Annotated in this window: 2 rRNA genes; both read left to right on the plus strand. The window is 57.2% G+C overall.

The features are described 5' to 3' along the window. Positions 1-147: 147 nt before the first annotated feature. Positions 148-3066, plus strand: a 23S ribosomal RNA gene (locus BUE16_RS15930). Positions 3067-3178: 112 nt separating this feature from the next. After that, positions 3179-3300: ribosomal RNA gene (gene rrf, locus BUE16_RS15935) — 5S ribosomal RNA — on the plus strand. Positions 3301-3392: the final 92 nt, after the last annotated feature.

Below are 3392 nucleotides of genomic sequence, written 5' to 3' on the forward strand. Positions count from 1 at the left end.
ACGATCCGATGCACCATTCCGCGAGAGCGGGAATGGGAAGGGTCGATGTACGCTCGCGTGCCACCCACGCGACGTGCGATGACGACCGTATGTACGTGCAATCCAGACGTCCACTGGACCCGTTCACCGGGTCGCAGTGTACCATCAGTCAATTGGCTACTGTGCCAGTTGGTGAATGGCTCGGCTCGAGAGCCGACGACGGACGTGCCAAGCTGCGATAAGCCGTAGGGAGCCGCATGGAGGCGAAGAACTACGGATCTCCGAATGGGAATCCCTCTACAATTGCCACGCGCAATGGGGAACGTTCCGAATTGAAACATCTCAGTAGGAACAGGAAGAAAAATCAAACCGAGATGTCGTTACTAACGGCGAGTGAACGCGACACAGTCCAAACCGAAGCCCTCACGGGCAATGTGGTGTTCGGGCTGATACCAAGCAGTTCGAGTTCGTGAGAAGTCTCCTGGAACGGAGCACGATACAGGGCGACAGTCCCGTATCACGAACACGACCTGCGGATCAGTTCCCAGAGTAGCGGGGGTTGGATATCCCTCGTGAACATCTCAGGCATCGACTGAGAAGACTAAACACTCCTCGAGACCGATAGCGAACAAGTAGCGTGAGCGAACGCTGAAAAGCACCCCGAGAAGGGCGGTGCAATAGGGCCTGAAATCAACTGGCGATAGAGCGACGGGGCTTACAAGGCCCCACTCAGAATGACCGAGACGCGAGTCTCCAGTAAGACGAGTGGGGAGCCGAAGTTCCGTCGTGCGTTTTGAAAAACGAACCAGGGAGTGCATCCGACCGGCAAGTCTAACACGTTCATCGTGGAAGGCGCAGGGAAACCGACATGGCCGCAGTCTTACGACAAGGGCCGCCGTGTTCAAGCGCGGGGAGTCGACCGGATGCGACCCGAAACCGAGTGATCTACTCCGAGGCAGGATGAAGCGTGCCGAAAGGCACGTGGAGGTCCGTTAGCGTTGGTGTCCTACAATACCCTCGCGTGATCTTGGAGTAGGGGTGAAAGGCCCATCGAACTCGGCAACAGCTGGTTCCGACCGAAACATGTCGAAGCATGACCTCTCCCGAGGTAGTTCGTGCGGTAGAGCCACCGATTGAGAGACCCGCCTCCGAGAGGAGTCGGCCTCTCTGTCGAACTCCGAACGTACGAACGCTGTCGACGGAGGGAGTCCGGTGTCCCGGGGTAAGCTTGGGCACCGTGAGGGGAACAACCCAGAGTTAGGTTAATGACCCAAAATGTGGATTAAGTGTAATCCTCTGAAGGTAGTCTTGAGCCCTAAACAGCCGGGAGGTGAGCTTAGAAGCAGCTACCCGCTAAGAAAAGCGTAACAGCTTACCGGCCGAGGTTCAAGGCGCCCAAAATGAACGGGACTCAAATCCACTTCTGATACCTAACCGTCCCTGTAACAAGGGAACCGTGTAGGTCGGCGTACTGTGCGGATGGAAGCCCGGGCGAGAGCTCGCGTGGACCGCTCAGTAACGACAATCCTGGTCACAGTAGCAGCGATATTCGGGTGCGAACCCCGAAGGTCTGAAGGGTAAGAGTTCCTCGGCACTGCCAATCAGCCGAGGGTTAGCCGATCCTAAGTCCGGCCGCAATTCGAACCGGACAAACGGGGAACTGGTTAATATTCCAGTGCCATCACGCACTGAAAGTCGACGCTTTGGGAACTGGTATGCCGGGCACTCGCCCGGTCAAATCAGGGAATCCCGTGGAAGCCGTAACGGCACGAAGCGAGAGAAGCCTGAGACAGCGCAAGATACCACTACCCAGAGCCCGTGAAAAGACGAGCGTGATGTTCGTATCGAGATCCGACACAGGTACCCTGGCAGAGCAAGCCAAGACCGACGGGAACAACCGACGTTAGGGAATTCGGCAAGTTAGTCCCGTACGTTCGCAATAAGGGATGCCTGCCCTCTATGGGGCAGGTCGCAGTGACTCGGTGGCTCCGACTGTCTAGTAACAACACAGGTGACCGCAAATCCGCAAGGACTCGTACGGTCACTGAATCCTGCCCAGTGCAGGTATCTGAACACCTCGTACAAGAGGACGAAGGACCTGTCAACGGCGGGGGTAACTATGACCCTCTTAAGGTAGCGTAGTACCTTGTCGCTTCAGTAGCGACTCGCATGAATGGATCAACGAGAGCCACACTGTCCCAACGTTGGGCCCGGTGAACTGTACGTTCCAGTGCGGAGTCTGGAGACCCCCAAGGGGAAGCGAAGACCCTATAGAGCTTTACTGCAGGCTGTCGCTGAGACGTGGCCGCTGACGTGCAGGATAGGTAGGAGACGCTACACAGGTACCCGCGCCAGCGGGCCACCGAGTCAACACTGAAATACTACCCGTCAGTGGCTGCGACTCTCACTCCGGGAGGAGAACACCGGTAGCCGGGCAGTTTGACTGGGGCGGTACGCGCTCGAAAAGATATCGAGCGCGCCCCAAGATTTCCTCACGCGGGACAGGAACCCGCGGAAGAGCGCAAGAGCACAAGGAAGTCTGACAGTGTCATTCCAAGCGAGTGACGCTGACGCGAAAGCGTGGTCTAGCGAACGGATCACGGGCCTCAATGGCCCGGATTTACGACAGAAAAGCTACCTTAGGGATAACAGAGTCGTCACGCGCAAGAGCACATATCGACCGCGTGGCTTGCTACCTCGATGTCGGTTCCCTCCATCCTGCCCGTGCAGAAGCGGGCAAGGGTGAGGTTGTTCGCCTATTAAAGGAGGTCGTGAGCTGGGTTTAGACCGTCGTGAGACAGGTCGGCTGCTATCTATTGGGGGTGTTACGGTACTTGACAGGAACGGTCGTATAGTACGAGAGGAACTACGACTGGTTGCCACTGGTGTATCGGTTGTCCGAGAGGGCAGCTGCCGAGAAGCTACGCAACACGGGGTAAGAGCTGAACGCATCTAAGCTCGAAACCCACCTGAAAAAGAAGTACCACCACGGTCACTCGTAGAAGACGAGTTCGATAGACTCGGGGTGTACGCGTCGAGGCAACGAGACGTTCAGCCCGCGAGCACTAACAGACCAAGCCACACTCATATGCACTGGGACCCGTTGTGAACGGGTCCAGGCGTTACCTGGATTGCACGAACATACTGGTCGACAGACCGACGCAGGCACCTACATCGGATCATTCCCGATGGTCGGCCTTCGGGCGGCCACAGCGGCAAGGACACACCCGTACCCATCCCGAACACGGAAGTTAAGCTTGCCAGCGTTCCGGCAAGTCCTGGAGTGCGAGAGCCTCTGGAAACACCAGTTCGCCGCCCACCACTCATCCACACACACACACTCAAGCCCGCTGGCACCACGCCAGCGGGCTTTTTTCATATACACAGACACACAGACAGCGACGGCTCCGTCA

It is taken from the genome of Halobaculum gomorrense (assembly GCF_900129775.1).
Taxonomy (GTDB): Archaea; Halobacteriota; Halobacteria; order Halobacteriales; family Haloferacaceae; genus Halobaculum; species Halobaculum gomorrense.